This is a genomic window from Burkholderia sp. SIMBA_062, assembly GCF_046534765.1.
GTDB classification, from domain to species: domain Bacteria; phylum Pseudomonadota; class Gammaproteobacteria; order Burkholderiales; family Burkholderiaceae; genus Burkholderia; species Burkholderia ambifaria.
In genome coordinates this window covers 288639-308795 of the sequence record NZ_JAWRYD010000001.1, presented here as the reverse complement: position 1 = coordinate 308795, position 20157 = coordinate 288639, and the positions used below count along the sequence as shown (strand labels likewise).

Genomic DNA, 20157 nt, shown 5'->3' with positions numbered 1-20157 from the left:
CTTTTCACGATTCTTTTTGCAGGTGACTCAAGCAATGGCACAACCACGCCGAACTTCGAAGCAATCGAAACAAGCCGGAGGGACATTTCTTGGAATCGTGCTGGGCCTGATCGTCGGCCTCGCGATCGCGGTGGTGGTGGCGCTCTACATCACGCGTTCGCCGTCGCCGTTCGTGTCGAAGGTCGCACCGCCGCCGACCGACACCGGCGCGAGCCAGCCGCAGCAGTTCGACCCGAACCGCGCGCTGCAGGGCAAGACGCCCGGCCAGCCGGTGCCGCAGGCCGCGCAGCCCGCGCCGCCCAACACCGCGCCCGGCCAGGCCGCGAACCAGACCCAGGGCGGCCTGCTGCCCGAACCGCAGATCGTCGAGGTGCCGCCGTCGGGCAACGCGAACGGCTCCAGCGGCTCGAGCAACACCCCCGCCTCGAACAATGCGCCGTCGGGCAACGGCGTCGCCGTCGCGCCGAAGCCGGCCGACAACACGCCGCCGCCGAAGAAGACGCAACAGGCGCAGCAACAGCAGCAAGGCGGCGAGGACGATCTCGCGCGCTTCGCCGCGCAGAAGCAGGCGCAGCAGGCGGCCGCGCAGAAACAGCAGCAACAGCAACTGGCCGCGAACACGCCGAAGCCGGCTCCGTCCGCAACATCCGCTACGTCCGCCGCGGCAGCGAAACCGCCGACCGCGAACGACGCGAACACCGGCTACTTCCTGCAGGTCGGCGCGTACAAGACGGAAGGCGACGCCGAGCAGCAGCGCGCGCGGCTGGGCTTCCAGGGCTTCGAATCGAAGGTGTCGAAGCGCGATGTCAGCGGGGTGACCTATTTCCGCGTGCGCGTCGGCCCGTTCTCGAAGTTCGAGGATATGAACTCGGCCCGTCAGCGCCTGTCCGATGCAGGTGTCGACACGGCGGTGATCCGCTTCACGAAGCAGTAAGCAACCGGCCGCGCCCACGCAGAACCCGTTACGTTTCGTAATCCGAGCAACTGATTCGACGCTTACAACATGAAAAAACTACTTAGCACGCTCCTTCTTTCCCTGGGCCTGGCGGCCGCCGGCTTCGCGCACGCGTCTCCCGCCGCGCCTGTGTCCGGCAAGGACTTCGAGGTGATGAAGTCGCCGCAGCCGGTGTCCACGCCGGCCGGCAAGGTCGAGGTCATCGAATTCTTCTGGTACGGCTGCCCGCACTGCTACGAATTCGAGCCGACGATCGAGGCCTGGGTGAAGAAGCAGGGCAACAACATCGACTTCAAGCGCGTGCCGGTCGCATTCCGTGACGATTTCGTCCCGCACTCGAAGCTGTTCTACGCGGTGTCCGCGCTCGGCATCTCGGAGAAGGTCACGCCGGCGATCTTCAACGCGATCCACAAGCAGAAGAACTACCTGCTGACGCCGCAGGCGCAGGCCGACTTCCTGGCGACGCAGGGCGTCGACAAGAAGCAGTTCATGGACGCGTACAACTCGTTCAGCGTGCAGGGCCAGGTGAAGCAGTCGGCCGAGCTGCTGAAGAGCTACGCCATCGACGGCGTGCCGACGGTTGTCGTCCAGGGCAAGTACAAGACGGGCCCGGCTTACACGAACAGCATCCCGGGCACCGCTCAAGTGCTCGACTACCTCGTGAAGCAGGTTCAGGACAAGAAGCTCTGATCCCCGCCCGCGCGCCGGCATGACTACTCCGCTGAAGGTCTTCATCACCGGCGCGTCGAGCGGCCTCGGCCTCGCGATGGCCGAGGAATACGCCCGCCAGGGCGCCACGCTCGCCGTCGTCGCGCGCCGCACCGATGCCCTCGATGCGTTCGCGCGGCGCTTCCCGAAGCTGTCCGTCTCCGTCTACAGCGCCGACGTGCGCGACGCCGATGCACTCGCGACGGCCGCCGCGTCGTTCATCGCCGCGCACGGCTGCCCCGACGTCGTGATCGCGAACGCGGGCATCAGCCAGGGCGCCGTCACGGGCCAGGGCGACCTCGCCACGTTCCGCGACGTGATGGACATCAACTACTACGGGATGGTCGCGACGTTCGAACCGTTCGTCGGCCCGATGACGGCCGCGCGCCACGGCACGCTGGTCGGCGTCGCGAGCGTCGCCGGCGTGCGCGGCCTGCCCGGCTCCGGCGCGTACAGCGCATCGAAGTCGGCCGCGATCAAGTATCTCGAGGCGCTGCGCGTCGAGCTGCGCCCGGCCGGCGTCGGCGTCGTGACGATCGCGCCCGGCTATATCCGCACGCCGATGACCGCGCACAACCCGTACCGGATGCCGTTCCTGATGGACGCCGATCGCTTCGCGGCCCGCGCCGCGCAGGCGATCGCGCGACAGCACGCGTTCCGCGTGATTCCGTGGCAGATGGGCGTCGTCGCGAAGGTGCTGCACGTGTTGCCGCGCTGGCTCTACGACCGCCTGTTCGAGAAGGCGCCGCGCAAGCCGAAGGCCGGCACGCACTGAGCGCGTCATGGATCCGGCGCGCGCCTCGCCGGATCGCTGTCGGGCCTCGGCCTGATCTGCATCGCCGTACCGCGCGAATCCGCGCGGGTCTCTCCCTTCGTGTCGCACCACACGGCGCGCACATCTGTCGCGATCCTGTCCGTTCCGGCGTTTGCGCCGCGCCGCGCATTTCCGCCCCCGCATTCGCAGCCGCCGGCCCCGTCGCGGCCCCTCGCCCCCACCTCCGTCGCCGCGACCGAACCGCCGCATCAACACCCGTTCCGTCGCGAACGCAGCCGTTTTTCGCTCAATTCACCGCGTTCAGACGCCTTTTTTCACGCGCCGCGCGCTTTGCCGGTATGCTATTCGCCAGCCGCGCGGCCCCGTCCACTACCGGGCCGCGCCAGCATTCCGACACCCGGCAAAAATCACAAGTCACGTGGGAGAACCTATGCACGTCAAGCTGTTCGCCGCGGCTGCACTCGCCGCCGCCCTCGCCGCTCCCGGCCTCGCCGTCGCCAAGCCCCTCACCATCTGCACGGAATCGAGCCCGGACGGCTTCGACGTCGTGCAGTACAACTCGCTCGTCACCACCAACGCGTCGGCCGACGTGATCTTCAACACGCTCGTGTCGTACGACGAAGCCGCGAAGAAGGTCGTGCCGGCGCTCGCCGACAAATGGGAGGCCAGCGCCGACGGCCTTACGTACACGTTCCACCTGCGCCCGAACGTCGCGTTCCAGACCACCGACTACTTCAAGCCGGGCCGCCCGCTGAGCGCGGACGACGTCGTGTTCACGTTCTCGCGGATGCTCGACGATGCGAACCCGTGGCACAAAGTGGCCGGCGCGAGCGGCTTTCCGCACGCGCAGTCGATGGGCCTCGTGAAGCTCGTGAAGTCGGTCACGAAGGTCGACGACAACACGGTGAAGTTCGTGCTGAACGAGCCGAACGCGACGTTCGTGTCGATCCTGACGATGGGCTTCGCGTCGATCTACTCGGCCGAATACGCGGACCAGCTGCTGAAGGCCGGCAAGCAGGCCGATCTGAACGCGAAGCCGATCGGCACCGGCCCGTTCGTGCTGAAGAGCTACACGAAGGACGCGCTGATCCGCTACGACGTGAATCCGACCTACTGGGGAGCGAAGCCGAAGGTGGACCGGCTGATCTACGCGATCACGCCCGACGCGTCCGTGCGCGTGCAGAAGGTGAAGGCCGGCGAATGCCAGATCGCGCTGTCGCCGAAGCCGCAGGACGTGCTCGCCGCGAAAGGCGAAAGCGCGCTGAAGGTCGTGCAGACGCCCGCGTTCATGACCGCGTTCGTCGCGCTGAACACGCAGAAGAAGCCGCTCGACAACGAGAAGGTGCGCGAGGCGCTGAACCTCGCGTTCGACCGCGCGACCTACCTGAAGGTCGTGTTCGACAACACGGCGACCGCCGCGAACAACCCGTATCCGCCGAACACGTGGAGCTACGCGAAGGACATCGCGCCGTATGCGTACGATCCCGCGAAGGCGAAGCAGCTGCTCGCGTCGGCCGGTTTCCCGAACGGCTTCTCGACGACGATCTGGACCCGCCCGACCGGCAGCGTGCTGAACCCGAACCCGAAGGCCGGCGCGGAACTGCTGCAGGCCGACCTCGCGAAGATCGGCGTGAAGGCCGAGGTGAAGGTGATCGAATGGGGCGAGCTGATCAAGCAGGCGAAGCTCGGCCAGCATGACATGCTGTTCATGGGCTGGGCCGGCGACAACGGCGATCCGGACAACTACCTGTCGCCGCTGTTCAGCTGCAACGCGGTGAAGTCGGGCATCAACTTTGCGCGCTTCTGCGACGCGCAGCTCGACAAGCTGATCGCCGACAGCAAGTCGACCGCCGACCAGGCCAAGCGCGCGAAGCTGTACGAAAGCGCGCAGAAGGTGATCCACGACCAGGCGCTGTGGATTCCGCTCGGCTACCCGACCGCGGCCGCGCTCACGCGCGCGAACGTGAGCGGCTATCGCGTGAGTCCGTTTGGACGGCAGAACTTCACGACAGTAATCGTTCAATAAATCGGCACGACCGAATCGGTCGAATCCGATATTGAGCCCGGCCGCAAATTGCGGCCGGGCTTTTTTTATCCTTTTTATCCAATTCGAATCCAATCAAATCGGCATACCGATCGAATGCAAAGCATGCCGGCTTTCAGCCGCTAAAAGCACCAAAACCCTCCATTCAAATTCATACGCGTCCTATATCAAGCCAGAAAATCGGCCTATACACTTTTCCAGCGCTGAAACAGCGCAACACTTACGAATTTCCCAATATCCACTCTTAAGCGGGAATGGCCGATGTCAGAAAATCAAGCACTGCAGATGCTCTCGCAGCTCATCTGGAACAGTTTCTTGATCGCAGGCCCCGTGCTTGCCGCAACGCTCATCGCCGGCCTGCTCGTCAGCATTTTCCAGGTCGTCACGCAATTGCAGGAGATGAGCCTGAGCTATGTGCCCAAACTCGTCGTCGCCGGCATTGTCCTCGTGACGCTCGCCCCGTGGATGCTCGGCCGTCTGACGGGCTTCACCACCACGTTATTCGTCGGCATCGCGGATCTGCGCTGAACCGCTGAATCATGTCCGCCGACACCCTCACCGGTTGGGCAATGGCGTCGCTGCTGCTATCGCTGCGTGTCGGCCCGCTGTTCATGTTCTCGCCGCCATTCGCGCAACTCCGCGTTCCGTTGCGGATTCGCGTCTGCCTCGTGCTCGCGCTGGCCGGTGCATTGGCCACGCCCTTGCCTGCCCAGCTCCGCAACGCGCCCGCGATGCTCGTCGCGAGCGCGATCTCCGAGCTCGCGCTGGGATTCACGCTCGCCTTTCCGCTCCAGGCGGCGTTCGCCGCTCTGTCGTTCGCCGGGCGCGCGCTCGACGTGCAGGCGGGCTTCGGGCTGGCGACAGTCATCGATCCCGGTTCGCGCGGTCAAGCCCCGCTGTTCGGCACGCTCCTCACGCTTGGCGCCGGTGCAATCTGCTTTGCGAGCGGCGCCCATCTCGAGCTGCTGCGGCTCGTCGCCGCCTCGATCGAACGGATGCCGCCGGGCACCGCACATATCGTCGCGTCGCCGCAAGCGTTTATCGGCTACTTCAGCCGGGTCATGGGGATCGGCATCGGCGCCGTCGCCGCCGTCATGCTCGCGCTGTTCCTGATCGATCTGTCGATCGCATTCCTGTCACGCACGTTGCCGCAACTGAACGCGCTGATGCTGGGCCTTCAGGTCAAAGCCATCGCGGCGATCGTCGTCACGGCGCTCTCGATCGGCCTCCTCGGGCCCGTCACATTGCGGCTGCTGCGTGCGGCGCTGGAATTCGCCCCCGCAACCGGAGCACTCTGATGGCCGACCAGGAACAGGAAAAATCCGAGCAGGCAACTCGCCACAAGCTCGCCCGCGCACGCAAGCGAGGGCAACTGCCACGCAGCCAGGAGCCCGGCATCGTACTCGCCATCGCTGCTTGCGCCGGCTATTTGTGGCTGTCCGGCGAACGGATGGCCGGCCAGGTCGCCGCGCTCGGCACGCGCGCGCTGAACGATGCGGCCGCCATCCCGGCCGACGGCCGCGCGCTCGCGCACTGGCTCGGCGCGCTGCTGCCCGACGCACTGGCGATCGCCGCACCGCCGGCCGCGGCGGCGGCAGGCGGTGCACTCGTCGGCGCGGTCGCGCAGGCCGGCTTCCTGTTCGCGCCTGAAGCGCTGAAAGCCGATTTCTCGCGCCTGAACCCGGCGGCCGGGATCAAGCGCCTGTTCTCCATGCAGACCGTGCTCGACGCGGCAAGGGCCTGCGTCAAGCTGGGCGTCTATTGCACGCTCGCTTACCGGTGCATCGCCGACGCGGTGCGCGCCGCGTCGCATGCGGGGCTGACCGCGGCCGGCCTGGCCCTCACGCTCGGCTCGGCCAGCTTCGCGCTTGCGACGCAACTGCTGATCGCGGCGGCACTCTTCACGGTGTTCGATTACGCACTCGTGCGACGCCGGTTTGCCAAGCAAATGCGGATGAGCCGGCACGAGGTCAAGCAGGAATTCAAGCAGCATGACGGCGACCCCCGCATCAAACAACGCCGCAGGCAATTGCAGCGCGAGTTGCTGCAGCGTTCGCGCAGCCTGCGGGGGATGCGCGGAGCGGATGTGCTCGTGACCAACCCGACACATTACGCGATCGGTTTGCGTTATACCCCGGCCGAGATGGCCGCGCCGACCATCGTGTCGAAGGGAGCCGGCGAGTTCGCGCTGCGCCTCAGGAAGCTCGCGTTCATCCATCGCGTGCAGATCGTCGAGGCGCCGGCGCTCGCGCGTCAGTTGTTCCGCCACGGCGCGCTCGACACTGAGATCCCGCCGCAGTTGTTCGTCGCGACCGCCGCGATCTATCTGCGCGTCCGACGCACGCAGGAGCCCGCGCGATGAACTGGCTCGAGCGCCGTCTGCGCGGCCAGTCCGATCTCGCGCTCGTGTTCGCGGCAACCGCGATCCTGCTGATCCTGTTCGCGCCGATCCCGGCCGCCGTGCTCGATCTCCTGATCATCGTCAATTTTGCATTCGCGTTCACGATTCTCCTGCTGACTTTCTATGTGAGCCGGCCAGTCGAATTCTCGACGTTTCCTTCGCTGCTCCTGATCGCGACGCTGTTCCGCCTGTCGCTCAACGTCGCGGCGACGCGTCTCATCCTGTCCGGCGCCGATGCCGGACAGGTCATCGACGCAATCGGGAAATTCGCGGTGCAGGGCAACTACGTGATCGGGCTGATCGTGTTCTTCATCCTCGTCGTCGTCCAGTACGTGGTCGTCACCAACGGTGCGCAGCGCGTATCCGAAGTCGCCGCGCGCTTCGTGCTCGACGCGATGCCCGGCCAGCAGATGAGCATCGATGCCGACCTCAACATGGGCCTCATCGATCAGGACGAGGCGAAACATCGCCGCAAGACGCTCGAGCGCGAAGCGGGCTTCTATGGCTCGATGGATGGCGCGAGCAAGTTCGTCAAGGGCGACGCGGTCGCCGGCATCATCATTCTGCTCATCGACATTCTCGGCGGATGGGCGGTCGGTGTCGCCCAGATGGGCATGCCGTTTGCGGAGGCGGTCCGCACGTTCACGCTGCTCACGATCGGGGACGGCATCGTCACGCAGGTGCCCGCGCTGGTGATCTCGGTCGCGACCGGGATCATCGTCACCCGTTCGTCGGCGGACAACGCGCTGAGTCACGAAGCGCTGCGCCAGCTCGCACGCTTTCCCAAGATCCAGTTGCTTGTCGCGGCCGCGCTAATAGGCCTTCTCGCATTGCCCGGCATGCCGAAATGGCCCGCCGCCCTCCTCGCGCTCGGCGCGCTCGGTGTCTGGGCCGGCACGCGAGTTCGGCCCCCGCCGGCGAGCGACGACGCCACGCCGCCAGCGCAGACGCCGGCAGCCGCGGGCCCCGCCGCCCTGCCGGCCGTCGAGGTCGTGTTCGGCGGGGCGCTGACGGCCGCCTGGCAGCCGATGCAAGCCGTATTCGCCGAGCGCATCGCCACCTTTCGCGACCAGTACGCCGACGAAAGCGGCTTTGTCGCGCCCGCCGTCGTGTTTCGCGATTCGACCCAACTGCCTCCGGACGAATACCAGGTGCGGCTGTTCGGCACCCGCTTCGGCCAGGCCGCGACCTATCCGGGTCGCACGCTCGCGATACACCCCGCGGGCGTGACGGGCGCGCTGCCCGGCGCCGCGACGCAGGAGCCGGCATTCGGCCTGCCGGCCGTGTGGATCGACGACGACCAGCGTGATCGCGCGAAAGCGCTTGGCCACACGTGCGTCGATCCCGTTACCGCGCTGCTCACGCACGTGACCGAGCTGATCAAGACTCACGCGGCGCGCCTGTTCGGCCGTGCCGAAACGATCGCGCTGCTCGACGGCGTGCGCGCGCGTCAGCCCGGCCTCGTCGACGAAGTCGTGCCGAACGTGCTCGCCGTCGGCGACGTGCAGCAGGTGTTGCAGGGGCTGCTCGCCGAGCAGGTTCCGATTCGCGATATCGACTTGATCGTGCAAACGCTCGCCGACGTCGCCCGCCACGAGAAGGACCCCGCGCGGCTTGTCGAGGCCGTGCGCCAGCGCCTGGGCCATGCGATCTGCCAGCGTGCGCAGGGCGAGCGCGACACGCTTGCGGTGCTGACGCTCGATCCGGCGCTCGAGGCCGAGATCGCACGCAATCTCGCCGGCGCGGACGGCCACGGCACGCATGTGCTCGACCCGCGGCTCGCCGAGCCCTTCCTGGGCCGCCTGCTCGCGCACACCGAGACGATGATGCGCCAGGGACACACGCCCGCGCTGCTGTGCCGGCCCGATATCCGGCGTGCGCTCAAGACATTCTCGCGCCGCGTCGCACCGAGGCTCGTCGTGCTGTCGATCAATGAAGTGCCGGATGCGATTCCATTGCGTGCATTCGCGACCGTCGGCATCGATCCGCCGCCCGCGTCGCCCGCTACGACATCCACACCGGCGCCGCCGCTCGCTGCCTAAACGCCACACGACTCCCGAGACACCCCGATGGATGACCTGATGACGCTGTCGTTACGCCTGATCTCGCTCGAAACGCAGCGCGCGGAGACGGCCGCACGCAATCTTTCGAACGTCGCGACGCCCGGCTATCGGCGCGAGATCGCCTTCCAGGACATGCTCGCAAACGACGTAACGCCGGCCGGCGGCGGCCCGCCGATTCCCCGGCTCACCGATTTCTCGCCCGGCCGGCTCGTCCGGACCGGCGATCCGTTCGACCTGGCGATCGACGGCGACGGCTTCTTCGAAGTGCAGACCGATACCGGCCCCGCGTACACGCGCACCGGCGCGTTCGTGCGCGCGGCCGACGGACGCCTCGTCACCCGCGCGGGCGGCTGGCCGCTGCAGGGCGCGCAAGGCGACATCGTCGTCAGCCTGGACGGCTGGCGCGTCGACGCGGACGGCACCGTGCTCGATCACGGCGTGCCGACGTCGGTCATCCGCGTCGCGACGTTCGACGCCCCGTCGCGCCTGCAGCGCATCGCGGACGGCCTGTACGCGCCGCGCGACACGGTCGGGATGCGGGACGCGCCGACCCGGCTCGCCCAGGGCTTTGTCGAAACATCCAACGTCAGCGCCGCTGACGACATGGTGCGGCTCATGGAAGCAATGCGCCGGGTCGAAACCGGGCAAAAGCTCGTCCACGCATACGACGACCTGATGGGCAGCGTATTGCAACGCCTCGGAGGCATGTGACATGAATAACCTGTTCTACATCGGCGCGACCGGTCTTGCCGCACAACAAACCGCCGTCGATACGACCGCGCAAAACATCGCCAACCTGAACACGCCAGCCTTCAAGCGGGGCGCCGTCACGTTTTCGACACTGCTGTCTTCGGGCGCCCTGCCCGGGGCACGGCAGGAAAACGCCGCGCCGGCCGGCATCGCGGGCGGCGCGGGAGTCACCGCATCGGCCCGGCCGGTATTCTCGCCCGGCACGCTGCGGCAGACCGACGATACGTGGGATCTCGCGATCCGCGGCGAAGGGTTTGTCGAGCTCGACGCGCCAGACGGCAACGTCACGCTGTGGCGCGGCGGCCGGCTGCGAGTCGGCGACGACGGCTATCTGCGTGCGTCGAACGGGGTCCCGCTGAAAGCGGCGATCTCGGTGCCGCGCGACGCCGAGCGTCTCGAAATCGCGCCGGACGGCCAGGTGCTTGCCGTGGTCCCGAATCAGGCCGCGCCGCTCGAAGTCGGCCGGATCGAGATCGCGCAGGCGACCGACCCGCGCGCGCTGCAGCCGCTCGGCGACGGAACCTACCGGATCGCCGACGAAGGCGCCGCCGTGATCCGCTCGCGCCCCGGCGAAGACAATGCGGGCACGCTGGCGCAGGGCTTCAGCGAAGCATCGAACGTCGCACTCGCCGACGAACTCGCCGGCTTGATGCTCTACCAGCGCGCCTATGCCGCGAGCGCGAAACTCGTCCAGGCCGGCGACGAGTTGATGGCGATCGCGAACGGCCTGAAGCGATGAGTTCGCGCCCCTGCAAACGCCGCCGTGCGCACGGCGCGGCGACATATGCGCGCCGTCTCGGGCCGGCTGCGGCGATCGCCTGCGGCATGCTGGTCGCGGCACTGTCCAGCCGTGCCGATACGCTCTACCGGCCCGACGCATTCCAGCCGCTGATCGCCGACCGTCGCGCGAGCGCGATCGGCGACATCGTCACGGTTCTCGTCTACGAGCAGTCGAGTGCGAGCCAGACGGCCGACACGTCGACGCGCGCCGGCTTCTCGATCAACGGCAGCGTATCGACGCTGTATGCCGGCAACAATCGCGCGCAGGTCGGCGCGGGCGACGACTATGGCGGGCGCGGGCAGATCCAGCGCAGCGGCCGCCTGCTCGCGCAACTGAGCGCCGTCGTCGTCGACGTGCTGCCGAACGGCGATCTCGCCGTCGCAGGCGAGCAGCGCATCGACGTCAACGGCGAGAAGACGGGCATCCGTCTGAACGGGCGTGTGCGGGCGATCGACATCGGCCCCGGCAATACCGTGCTGTCGACCCGGCTCGCCGACGCCCGGATCGATTACACCGGCGACGGCTTCGTCACCGATCGCACGAAGCCGGGGCTCATTCCCCGCTTTTTCGCATGGCTCGGCCTATGGTGAACCGTCTCCACTCATGGCTTCGGCGCCTGTCGCTGCCGGTCGCGCTCGCGCTGGCCGTCGCGAGCGCGCCTTCGGCCGCCGCGGGCGTGAATGCCGAGGTGCGGCTCAAGGACCTCGGCCGCTTTCTCGGCTGGCGCGACAACCTGCTGGTCGGATACGGGATCGTGACGGGCCTTGCCGGTTCCGGCGACTCGCCGCGCAACCAGGCGACCCGCCAGGCCCTTGCGAACCTGCTGTCGCAGTTCGATCTCGTCGTCGGACACGAGCAGATTCAGAGCCGCAACATCGCAATGGTGATGGTGACGGCCACGCTGCCGCCCGCCGCCAATCTCGGCGATGCGCTCGACGTCAACGTCACGTCGACGGGCGACGCGCGCAGCCTCGCGGGCGGCACGTTGATCATGACGCCGCTGCGCGGGCCGGATCGGCGGATCTACGCACTCGCGCAAGGCCCCGTGTCGGTCGGCGGCTACCGGTACGACGCGAACGGCAACTTGAAACTGAAAAATCATCCCACGGTCGGCATCGTGCCACGCGGCGGCACCGTCGAGGTTGCCGTACGCGCGGCGCTCGTCGCGCAGGACGGCAAGCTTCGCTTCGTGCTGCGCGAGCCCGATCCGGTCACCGCGCAACGCATCGTGCAACGCGTCAACCGCACGCTCGGGGAGCCGGCCGCGCGCGCGCTCGGCGCGGATACGGTCGAGATCGACGCGCCGCCCGATCCGGCAGCGCTCATCCCGTTCGTCGCACGCGTCGAGGCGTTGAGCGTGGAGCCGGACCAACGCTCACGGGTCGTCATCAACGAACGCACCGGCACCGTGGTCGCCGGCGGCGACACGCGGATCTCGCCCGTCACGATTTCGCACGGCGATATCCGCGTATCGGTCACCACCGAGTACTCGGCGTCGCAACCGAACTTCGTCACGTTCGGCGGACGCGACGTGCGCAGCCTCGTCATCGCCAACAGCGATCTGTCGGTCGACGAGGCCGGCCCGGCCGCAACCGTATCGTTTCCGCGCGGCACGGTCGGCGATCTGGTGCAAGCGCTCGCGAAGGCGCGCGTCGGCACCCGCGACGTCATCGCGATCCTGCAGGCCGTCAAGGCCGCGGGCGCGCTGTATGCGGAACTGGTCATTCAATGAAGAAGGAGCAAGCGATGTCGATGGATTTCGTCGCCGCGATCGCCGGGAAGGCGATGGACGGCCTGTATGCGCGCTCGACCGCGATCGCGCACAACGTCGCGAACGCAAATGCGGCAGCCTTCTCGCCGTTGCGCGTGACGTTCGAGGAGGCGCTGTCCTCCGCCGCGGCCGTGCGGCCCGGCGATACGACGGCGACGCGACTCGAACGCATCGAAGCCGTCCGACCGCGTACCGTCGCAACCTCGGACGCACTCCGGCTCGATCGCGAGATCGCCGACGCGTCACAGACGTCGGCCCGTTATGCGCTACTCGCCGGCGTACTCGCCCGCACGCTGCAGCTTCGACAAATCGCCGTGCGGGGAAGCTGAACATGTCCGACACGATTTTCGCGATCGCGCGCTCCGGGCTCGACGTCGAACGCCAGCGTCTCGAACTCATCGCCCGCAACTTCGCCAATGCGGGAGCCTCCACCGCGCCCGGCGCCGAGCCGTATCGGCCATTACGGCTCGTATCGGGCGCCCAATTGGAACCGGCCTTCCCGGAAGCACTGCGACGCGCGCCCGGCGGCATTTCGACCGACCGGCCTTTGGGCACCCGCGCGATCGGCATCGATGCCCTCGACACGCCGCCGCGCGTCATGCGCGACGCCGCGCACCCGCATGCGGACGCACAGGGGTTGGTCCGCTATCCCGGCCTTGACCATGCCGCCGAAATGGCGCTGCTCGTGCAGACACTGCGCACCTATGAAGCCAACGTCGTGATGTTCAACGCCGCGCGTTCGATGTACCTGCGCGCGCTCGACATCGGAGGCCAGTCATGACGCCAGTCGACGCCATCGCCGAATATGCGGCTACCCCTTGGCCGGCTGCGCCCGCTCCGATCGCGGCAGACAGCTTCGGGACGCTAATGATGTCCGGCATGCAGAACCTCGACCGGACGTTGCGCGCGGCCGAAGCGGCCGGCACGGCGTTCGCGCTCGGCGACGAGCGGCCGCCGCACCAGGTCGTGCTGGCGCTCGAGGACGCGCGGCTCAAGCTGCAATTCGCGCTGAACGTGCGCACGCGGCTCGTCGAGGGCTACCAGGAACTGATGCGGATGCAACTGTGAGATGAAGCGATCGATTTCGCGCCTCGGCGCATATTTCCTTGCCGGCTCCCGCGCGCGTCAGTTTGCGCTCGCCGGCACGCTCACCGCGGTGGTCGGCTGTGCCGGGCTCGCCGCCTGGCTCGCGTTGCGCCCGTCGTATCAGATCCTGGCCCGCGACCTGAAGCCGCAGGACGCCGCCGCCGTCGCCGCCCAGCTCGACAAGGAAAAGATACCGTTTCGCTACGACGAGTCGACAGCCGCGATCCTCGTGCCCGCGAACGATGCGCGGGCCGCGCGCGTCAGGCTGACGAGCGCGGACTTGCGCCTGCAGGGCGTGGCCGGGTTCGAACTATTCAATCAAAGCGATTTCGGGCTGACGGAATTCGCGCAGAAGGTGAATTACCAGCGCGCACTGCAAGGCGAACTCGCGCGCACGATCGCGACGCTCGACGCGATCGAACTCGCGCGCGTGCATCTGAGCCTGCCGGAGGCCTCGCTGTTTCGCCGCGACCGCAGCCGGCCGAAAGCGTCGGTGGCGCTGTTCGTACGCGACGGTCATGCGCTGGAGCCCGACGTCGTCAAGGGGATCCAGCGGCTCGTCGCGGCGGCCGTGCCCGAGATGTCGGCCGCCGACGTCTCGGTGCTGAATCAGCGCGGCGCGTCCGCCGATGCGCGCAGCGCCGATGTCGACGATCCGAAGTTCGCATTGAAGAATGCCGTCGAACAGCGTTACGAACACAAGATCCTCGCGCAAATCGCCCCGATCGCCGGTGCGGGCCGTGCGACGGTGAGCGTCGACGCATCGCTCGATTTCGATCAGATCCGCACGACCCGCGAATCCGGCCTCACGCAGTCGGCTGCCAACCCCGGCAACCCGCCGGGCGCGCCGACCCACGGCGCAACCGCCGGGTGGCCGAACGCCGGCCTGCCTCCGCTGCCCGGCGCACGGACGGCGCGTATCGAGCCGGAAACCGCCCGCTCGGAACGCAGCGTCGAACAGATCGTCCGGAGCCCGGGCGCGATCCGCAAGCTGTCGGTCGGCATCGTGCTCGACGATACGATGACGCCGGAGCGTGCCACCCGCCTGCGCGACATCGTATCCGCATCGATCGGCTTCGATCCCACGCGCGGCGACACGCTGGCGATCTACACGCCCGACGCGGCGCCCGCACCGCAGAATGGACAGGCCGCGCCTGGCGCGCCACCCTCCGCGACCGTTTCGAGCGCGGCCCCAGCGGGCAGGGACGGCCCGCGCGCGTCGCCCGTTGCCGCGCCGCGACCGACGCAGTTGCACTGGATCGGCCTCGTCGATTTCGACAAAGCGCGCCCCTACCTGCCGGCCGCCGCGGCGGTGGCGCTCTGCGTCGTCGCGGCATGGGCCGCGCGCCGCAGATACGCAAGACGACTTGCGCAACCGCGGCGGCTGAACGACGCGCAGCGCGCCGAGTACGCCGCACGCTTGCAGCGGCTGCTCGCCGAGGCCGGCGAGTCTCACGGGGGATGGCATGACGCGCGTTGATCAGGAGCGCCGTCTGCGCCGAGCGATAGCGGAACTCGCCCGTTGCAGAATCGAGGACATCGAGTCGATCTGGGCCATGCTGCCCGGCGCGGATCGCGAGCGACTGCGGCCGCTGCTTGCCGACGCGTCGAGCGCGGTCGCCGGCGCGCCCATATCGCCCGCAATCGCACCCGACACCGAGGCCGGCTCGGGCGCGGACCGCCTCGCCCGTGCGTTCGCGGCGCTGCCCGTCGAACTGGCTGCACGTCTCGCGGCGGGACTCGATGATGCCGAACGCACGCGCGCGCTTGCCCGTCTGCCCGATGAGCGCCGGCGCGCACTCGCCGGCTGCATCGAAACGCGCACGACCGGGTTCCGAATCTCGCCGCGAGCGGGCGATGCGCTGCGCGACGCCGTGCTGGCAATCGACCCGCCAGCCGATGCCGCGCTGCCTGCGTCGCCCGCAGCGCCGCGCACATTGCGCGACCGATTCCGCAGCCTGGTAGGGAAACGACGATGAGCCGCCTTCTGAAAGCGCATCGCGTGCGGCTCGAAGGCGGCCGCAAACGGCTGGCCGCGGCAGTCGCAAGCGAACCGCACCCGGACATCGCACCGTCGGCTGCGCCGCTCGACAGGCATGCAGCCGAAATCGAAGCGTTGACCGTGCGGCTCGCCGAGTTCGATGCGAAGTGCGCCGCGCTCGAAGACGAGCGGGAAGCCGCTTACCGCCGAGGCGTCGACGACGGCCGCCGCGCGGCCGATGCGAGCGCGAAGCGCGACGACGACGCGCGCGTCGCCGCGCTCTCACGCGGCGTGCAGCATGCGCAGGCGTCGCTGCAGACGCGGTTCGCATCGCTCGAAAGCCTCGCGCTCGACATCGCGCAAGCCGCGCTGGAGCGGATGCTCGGCGCGACCGAGCACTATCCGGCGCTCGTCGCGCAGACGATCCGACATCACGTCGCACAGATGGAGGCGAGCGTCGTATTGACCGTCGACGTATCGCGCGCCGATTTCCCCGACGACCACGCGCTGCGGCCGATTTCCGCGGCAGCGCCTGAGTCGGTCGTCAACGCGCATCCGCACCTGCCGGCTGGCGCGTGCCGATTCGGGCTCGCGCCCGGCCGCGCCGAACTCGACCTTCCCCGACAATGCGACCGCCTGATGGCTGTCCTCAACCGACTCCGAGACGATGCCGAGCCGACCGCTCACTGAGCACGCGTACGTCGCGGCCATCCGCATGACCGATCCGGTGCGACGCACCGGCGTGGTGACGCGCATCATGCCGACGTTTGTCGAAGCGGACGGCCCCGGCGCCCCGCTCGGCTCGCTGTGCGCGATCGGCGGCGAACAGTCGGAGCCGACGCTCGCGGAGATCGTCAACGTCGAACGCACGCGCGTCACGCTCGCCCCGTATTCGACCGCCTCCGCCATCCGGATCGGCGATGAAGTCGCGGCGCTGCAGGCAGACGCGACGATCCCCGTCGGCGACGCGTACCTGGGCCGCGTCGTCGACCCGCTCGGCCGTCCGCTCGACGGCGCCGGAGCACTGGGCCACTGCGTGGCGAACTGGCCGCTCGCCGGCATCGCCACGCCGCCGCTCGAGCGCCAATCGCCCGAGCACGTGCTGGAAACCGGCGTGCGTGTGCTCGACGCGCTGCTGACGCTGGGGGTCGGCCAGCGCGTCGGCCTGTTCGCCGGCAGTGGCGTCGGCAAGACAACGCTGCTCGGCGCGCTTGCCCGCGACGTCGATGCGGACGTCCGCGTCCTATGCCTCGTCGGCGAACGCGGCCGCGAAGTCGAGGAATGCTGGAACCGGACACTGTCCGCCGCGAGCCGTGCTCGCACGACGCTTGTCGTCGCCACCTCGGATCAGTCCGCCGCGCTGCGTGCCCGCAGCGTGCCGGCCGCGCTGTCGATCGCCGAATATTTCCGCTCGCAGGGCGCGCACGTCTTGCTGATGATCGATTCCGTGACGCGCTATGCGCTCGCGCTGCGCGAGATCGGCCTCGCGGCCGGCGAGCCGCCGACCGTGCGCGCGTATACGCCCGGCGTGTTCGCGGCGCTGCCGAAGATCGTCGAACGTTGCGGCGCGTTGAAGAGCGGCGGCGCGATCACCGCGCTCATGACCGTGTTGACGGAAAGCGACGACATCGACGACCCGATGGCGGAAACGATGCGCTCGCTGCTGGACGGTCACATCGTCCTGAGCCGGGCGCTCGCGGAACAGGGGCAATTCCCGCCGATCCAGGTACCGAAGAGCGTGAGCCGGGTCAGCCGGTACGTCGCGAACGACGCGGAACGCGCGCTGGCCGCCGACGCGATCGCTCAACTCGCGCTGTACGACGCGTCGAAAACCCTTGTCGAATCCGGACTCTATACGGCAGGCAGCCATCCGGCGCTCGATCGCGCGTTGCGTCTGCGCCCCGCGCTGCTCTCGTTCCTGCGCCAGGACGCCGAGAGCCCGACCGGGCGCGAGCAGGCGATCGCCATGCTCGCGTCGCTACTGGAGGACCCCGCATGAAACCCTCGGATCGCTTGTCCCTGGCGACGCGGATCGCCGAACTCCGCGCACTGCAATTGTCGCGCGAGCGGTCCACGGCACGGCAGCTCGCCGCCGCCAGCGAGGCCGCGTGCCAGCGCGAACGCGACATGGCGAGCCGGCTGGAAGCCATTGCGCAGGCCGGCTGCACCGGAACCGAAAGCGTCACGCTGTCGACCGACCTGCTGCGCAATCTCGCCGGCGCATTCGATGCCACACGCGACACGTGGCTGACGGCGGCGGAACACGCGTGCTCCGCCGCCGAAAAGGTCGAGGCGCATCGTTCGATACTCGAGCGGCAACAGCAGCGTGCCGACGCGGCCAACGCTCTCGTCGCCGTGGCCCGCCGCGCCGCACGGCGCGCGCGCGACAAGTCCGACGACGCGCAACTCGAGGCGTGGCTGTCGACTCGACGGAGGAGCGCGTGAACGCCGCGCCGGCAACCCTCCGCCATCCGTTCGATGGCGCCTCCGTCTCCGGCGACGCGGTGGCGCAGCCGCCGTGTCGAGACGGCGCGCCATCGGCATTCGCGCAGACGCTGCGCCGGCTCGAACAGGACATGTGGCGGGGCGCGACGGCAGGTCGCTCCCCGGCCGCGCCGGACCGGACGGCCCCGCCGCGCGCCGTGCCAACGCTCGTCGCCGCGAGCGCCGCCGATCCCGCGCAGCCGGCTCGCACGCCGCTCGGGCCGAAGGCCATGCAATCGAGCGTCGGCCACCGCGCGCCCGCGCGGCACGGCACGACCGTGGCCGAACCGGCCGCGCCGGGGTCGGCGCATCGTCGGCCGGCGCGGCCCGGCAGCGACACGCAACCGTCGCCCAACGCGCTCGCGCCGTCCGCGTCTACCGCGCCCGGCACTCACCGCGTCGCGGGCACCGCATCGCGACCGACGCTGGAGACATCGCGCCCGCCGCTTCGTCACGCAGGCGACATCGCCACCCGCCCCGCTTCCGGGCCGCACTACCGGCTCAGTGTGCTGACAGGCGCGGGCGGCGTCTCGATCGCGGTACGCGCCATCGGAATCGACGACGCGACACTCGCGCAGCAAACCTTCGCCGAACTACGCCGCCTCGGCATGCCAGCCGCACGGCTCTTCATCAACGGCAGGCTCTTCATCGAAACGCACCGACTCCCAGGAGGAACACATGGCGATTGACTCCATCGGCCCCGTAACGGGCAACGGCAGGCAAGCCGACCCGAGCGGACTCGACCTGCAGTCCCTGCTCCGGATCATCGTGACGCAGCTTACCTATCAGGATCCGCTCAAGCCGGTCGACAACTATGAATTCGTGTCGCAGCTCGCGCAATTCACGTCGCTCGAGCAAAGTCGCCAGATCGCCGGCAAGATAGACGATCTGCTGTCCGTGCAATCGGCGACCCAGACCATCGGCCTGCTCGGACGCAAGGTCGATATCCGCGGCGACGCGGGCACGATGACCGGCATCGTCAAGGGCCTGTCGTTCAAGGACGGCGAGCCGAAGCTCACGATCGAGAGCGAGAACGGCCAGTTCCTCGCCGATGCGACCGTCTCGCAGATCCTGACCGTTCGCTGAGGCGCCCATGCTCGACAGCATCTATATCGGCATGAGCGGTCTTGCCGCCTACTCGAAAGGCTTGCAGACCATCGGCGACAATGTCGCGAACCTGAACACGCCCGGCTTCAAGTCTTCGGCGCCGCGCTTTCAGGATCTGTGTGACGGGCGGCCCACCGCGGGCGACGGGAAGCGATCCGGCAGCGGCGTCGCCTACGCGCACGCGACGGTGAATTTCCGGCAGGGCGAGCTACGCGGCAGCACGGGGCAACTCGACCTCGCGATCGACGGCGACGGCCTGCTCGCGCTCCGCGACGGCGACACGATCCGCTATGCGCGGACCGGTCAGTTCCATATTGCCGACGACGGCTTCGTGACCGAACGGACGAGCGGCTTGAAACTCGCCACGCTCGACGCGACCGGCACGCTCGCGCCGATCTCGCTGGCGCATCGGCAGCTCGACCCGCCGTGCGCGACTCGCGTGGTCCGCTTCACCGACAACCTCTCTCCCGGCTCGACCGACTTTGCCGTATCGGACGTCGAGATTTACGACGCGAACGGCGCGAAACACGTGCTGAAGGTGTCGTTCGCGCAGGATACCGGCGTGATGCCGGGACGCTGGAAAGTCACCGTCGCCGATCGCGACGGCACGCCGCTCCAGATCGGCACGCTGCAATTTCACGGCGGCATTCCCGAGCCCGGCCAGGACAGGATCGACGTCACGCTGCCGTCGTCGCAACTCACGGTGACGCTGGATTTTTCCGAAGGCGTGACCGCGTTCTCGGCCGGCGCGACGTCGACGCTGCGGGTGTCGAAGCAAGACGGTTATGCGGCCGGCATGCTCGCGTCGATGAGCATCGACGGCGACGGGCAGCTCGCATTGCGATATTCGAACGGCCAGATCGGCCACGCCGGCGCCGTCGCGCTCGCCCGGTTCGCCGATCCGCAGCGGCTGGTCCGGCTCGGCGCCGGCCTGTTCGACGCATCGCATCTCCCGCCGCCGCGATACGCGAAGAGCGGCGATCCGCTCGTCGGTCAGTTGCGCTCCGGCGCGGTCGAGGCGTCCAACGTCGATCTGTCGGGCGAATTCGGACAGCTCATTCTGATCCAGCGCGGCTTCCAGGCCGCCTCCCAGGTCATCAGCACGTCAAACGAGATGATCATGCAATTGTTCCAGATGCGGGGGCAGGGATGAGCGACGCGCCGTTGCGCTGGCGACCGCTCGCCGAGCGCGATCTCGCGGAGGCCGCGACGCTCGCGGAAAGCGCTGCCGCGCCCTGGCTGCGCACCTGG

The 20157-nt window shown here is 68.5% G+C and carries 23 protein-coding genes; all 23 read left to right on the top strand.

Features of this window, described 5'->3' with window-relative positions; translation table 11 throughout:
- Positions 1–34 precede the first annotated feature (34 nt).
- Positions 35–934 (top strand): SPOR domain-containing protein, encoded by a 900-nt coding sequence (locus tag SB786_RS01430; protein ID WP_410725855.1) that lies wholly within the window; start codon positions 35–37, stop codon positions 932–934.
- Positions 935–1003: 69 nt separating this feature from the next.
- Entirely contained in the window at positions 1004–1645 is a 642-nt protein-coding gene (locus tag SB786_RS01425; protein ID WP_410725854.1) for a thiol:disulfide interchange protein DsbA/DsbL, read from the top strand.
- A gap of 19 nt (positions 1646–1664) precedes the next feature.
- Positions 1665–2438 (top strand): SDR family oxidoreductase, encoded by a 774-nt coding sequence (locus tag SB786_RS01420; protein ID WP_410725853.1) that lies wholly within the window; start codon positions 1665–1667, stop codon positions 2436–2438.
- A 430-nt stretch (positions 2439–2868) separates the two neighbouring features.
- Complete coding sequence (locus tag SB786_RS01415) at positions 2869–4464, top strand: ABC transporter substrate-binding protein (RefSeq protein ID WP_410725852.1); 1596 nt, start codon at positions 2869–2871, stop codon at positions 4462–4464.
- 279 nt (positions 4465–4743) lie between these two features.
- The gene (locus tag SB786_RS01410) at positions 4744–5010 is read left to right on the top strand and encodes a flagellar biosynthetic protein FliQ (RefSeq protein ID WP_410725851.1); all 267 of its coding nucleotides are present in this window, start codon (positions 4744–4746) and stop codon (positions 5008–5010) included.
- Positions 5011–5021: 11 nt separating this feature from the next.
- Complete coding sequence (locus SB786_RS01405) at positions 5022–5780, top strand: flagellar biosynthetic protein FliR (RefSeq protein ID WP_410725850.1); 759 nt, start codon at positions 5022–5024, stop codon at positions 5778–5780.
- Positions 5780–6844: a flagellar biosynthesis protein FlhB gene (locus SB786_RS01400; protein ID WP_410725849.1), complete on the top strand. Its 1065-nt coding sequence runs from the start codon at positions 5780–5782 to the stop codon at positions 6842–6844. The genes SB786_RS01405 and SB786_RS01400 overlap by 1 nt, the downstream gene beginning before the upstream one ends.
- Positions 6841–8925, top strand: a complete 2085-nt coding sequence (locus SB786_RS01395; RefSeq protein WP_410725848.1) for a flagellar biosynthesis protein FlhA — start codon at positions 6841–6843, stop codon at positions 8923–8925. The genes SB786_RS01400 and SB786_RS01395 overlap by 4 nt, the downstream gene beginning before the upstream one ends.
- Positions 8926–8952: 27 nt before the next feature.
- Positions 8953–9657, top strand: coding sequence for a flagellar hook-basal body protein (locus SB786_RS01390; protein WP_410725847.1), 705 nt, complete (start codon positions 8953–8955; stop codon positions 9655–9657).
- Between the two features lies 1 nt (position 9658).
- Positions 9659–10435 (top strand): flagellar hook-basal body protein, encoded by a 777-nt coding sequence (locus SB786_RS01385; protein WP_410725846.1) that lies wholly within the window; start codon positions 9659–9661, stop codon positions 10433–10435.
- The gene (locus SB786_RS01380) at positions 10432–11067 is read left to right on the top strand and encodes a flagellar basal body L-ring protein FlgH (RefSeq protein ID WP_410725845.1); all 636 of its coding nucleotides are present in this window, start codon (positions 10432–10434) and stop codon (positions 11065–11067) included. The genes SB786_RS01385 and SB786_RS01380 overlap by 4 nt, the downstream gene beginning before the upstream one ends.
- Positions 11061–12209, top strand: a complete 1149-nt coding sequence (locus SB786_RS01375; RefSeq protein WP_410725844.1) for a flagellar basal body P-ring protein FlgI — start codon at positions 11061–11063, stop codon at positions 12207–12209. Before SB786_RS01380 ends, SB786_RS01375 begins: the two co-directional genes overlap by 7 nt.
- Positions 12206–12577: a hypothetical protein gene (locus tag SB786_RS01370; RefSeq protein ID WP_410725843.1), complete on the top strand. Its 372-nt coding sequence runs from the start codon at positions 12206–12208 to the stop codon at positions 12575–12577. Before SB786_RS01375 ends, SB786_RS01370 begins: the two co-directional genes overlap by 4 nt.
- A 2-nt stretch (positions 12578–12579) precedes the next feature.
- Positions 12580–13029 carry a flagellar basal body rod protein FlgC gene (locus tag SB786_RS01365; RefSeq protein WP_410725842.1) on the top strand — a complete coding sequence of 150 codons (450 nt, stop codon included), beginning with the start codon at positions 12580–12582 and terminating at the stop codon, positions 13027–13029.
- The gene (locus SB786_RS01360; RefSeq protein WP_410725841.1) at positions 13026–13316 is read left to right on the top strand and encodes a flagellar hook-basal body complex protein FliE; all 291 of its coding nucleotides are present in this window, start codon (positions 13026–13028) and stop codon (positions 13314–13316) included. Before SB786_RS01365 ends, SB786_RS01360 begins: the two co-directional genes overlap by 4 nt.
- Position 13317: 1 nt before the next feature.
- Positions 13318–14814 (top strand): flagellar basal-body MS-ring/collar protein FliF, encoded by a 1497-nt coding sequence (gene fliF, locus SB786_RS01355; protein ID WP_410725840.1) that lies wholly within the window; start codon positions 13318–13320, stop codon positions 14812–14814.
- Complete coding sequence (locus SB786_RS01350) at positions 14801–15313, top strand: hypothetical protein (protein ID WP_410725839.1); 513 nt, start codon at positions 14801–14803, stop codon at positions 15311–15313. The genes fliF and SB786_RS01350 overlap by 14 nt, the downstream gene beginning before the upstream one ends.
- Positions 15310–16005 (top strand): hypothetical protein, encoded by a 696-nt coding sequence (locus SB786_RS01345; protein ID WP_410725838.1) that lies wholly within the window; start codon positions 15310–15312, stop codon positions 16003–16005. Before SB786_RS01350 ends, SB786_RS01345 begins: the two co-directional genes overlap by 4 nt.
- Entirely contained in the window at positions 15983–17314 is a 1332-nt protein-coding gene (locus SB786_RS01340; RefSeq protein WP_410725837.1) for a FliI/YscN family ATPase, read from the top strand. The genes SB786_RS01345 and SB786_RS01340 overlap by 23 nt, the downstream gene beginning before the upstream one ends.
- Positions 17311–17760, top strand: a complete 450-nt coding sequence (locus SB786_RS01335; protein WP_410725836.1) for a hypothetical protein — start codon at positions 17311–17313, stop codon at positions 17758–17760. The genes SB786_RS01340 and SB786_RS01335 overlap by 4 nt, the downstream gene beginning before the upstream one ends.
- On the top strand, positions 17757–18488 hold the full coding sequence (locus SB786_RS01330; protein ID WP_410725835.1) for a hypothetical protein: 732 nt from the start codon (positions 17757–17759) through the stop codon (positions 18486–18488). Before SB786_RS01335 ends, SB786_RS01330 begins: the two co-directional genes overlap by 4 nt.
- Positions 18478–18885 (top strand): flagellar hook assembly protein FlgD, encoded by a 408-nt coding sequence (locus SB786_RS01325; RefSeq protein WP_410725834.1) that lies wholly within the window; start codon positions 18478–18480, stop codon positions 18883–18885. The genes SB786_RS01330 and SB786_RS01325 overlap by 11 nt, the downstream gene beginning before the upstream one ends.
- A 7-nt stretch (positions 18886–18892) precedes the next feature.
- Positions 18893–20059, top strand: a complete 1167-nt coding sequence (locus tag SB786_RS01320) for a flagellar hook protein FlgE (RefSeq protein ID WP_410725833.1) — start codon at positions 18893–18895, stop codon at positions 20057–20059.
- Positions 20060–20157 lie beyond the last annotated feature (98 nt).